The 599-nt window shown below is 43.6% G+C and carries 1 protein-coding gene; it reads right to left on the bottom strand.

The annotated features are described in order from the left end of the window. Positions 1 to 599, bottom strand: a 599-nt coding sequence (locus tag ACFIKO_RS09480) for a phage tail protein (RefSeq protein WP_375673930.1), incomplete at both ends; no start/stop codon positions are given.

The raw sequence follows: 599 nt of genomic DNA, 5'->3' as shown, positions 1-599 counted from the left end.
ATGATCAACCCTGTCATTTATTCCCTCTTTGATTGGAGTAGAGTAATATAAAAAGTTCGCAAAAGGACTCCTGATAAACCAAGGTAAGCGGGCTGGTTTATCCTCTTGTGTAAACCAAAAAGGCTTTGCTTCTTCCGTTATCCTGTCAAATTCTTCATTACATGCCTTCAACGCATCGCCACTTAAGCCCGCACACTCCTCACCAATATACCTCTTTCTTCTTTGTAACGAATTCTCAACAGGAGAGAGAGAACGCTTCTTGCGTGAGGAAAAACGCTCTGGTGACACTGAACCAATAAAATGATCATGCGCTTTCAATGAATATCCTTGTACCGTTGCAAAAGAACGCCATGGGTCAATATTGCGTTCGTTATCAACGCCACGCAAAAACATTCCACGTAAATCAGGGACATTAAAGGTCTCAACTCCGTCCCCTTCCCCCCATGTCGTCCCTATCAACAAAAAAAGATCTCTATACGCTTCTCGAGAATACGCTCTCCCATCACACAAAAGCCAACCATCCGGCAAACTTTGCATCCCAAACGAACCAATAAGCCCGACTGGTACACGTTTTAAGAGAGAAACTTTCTGCATCGTAG

It is taken from the genome of Bartonella sp. TS82HLJMH (assembly GCF_042193495.1).
In the GTDB taxonomy this organism is placed as follows: Bacteria; Pseudomonadota; Alphaproteobacteria; order Rhizobiales; family Rhizobiaceae; genus Bartonella; species Bartonella grahamii.
Note: the sequence above shows the minus strand (reverse complement) of the source record. Positions and strands in the feature narration are given on the sequence as shown.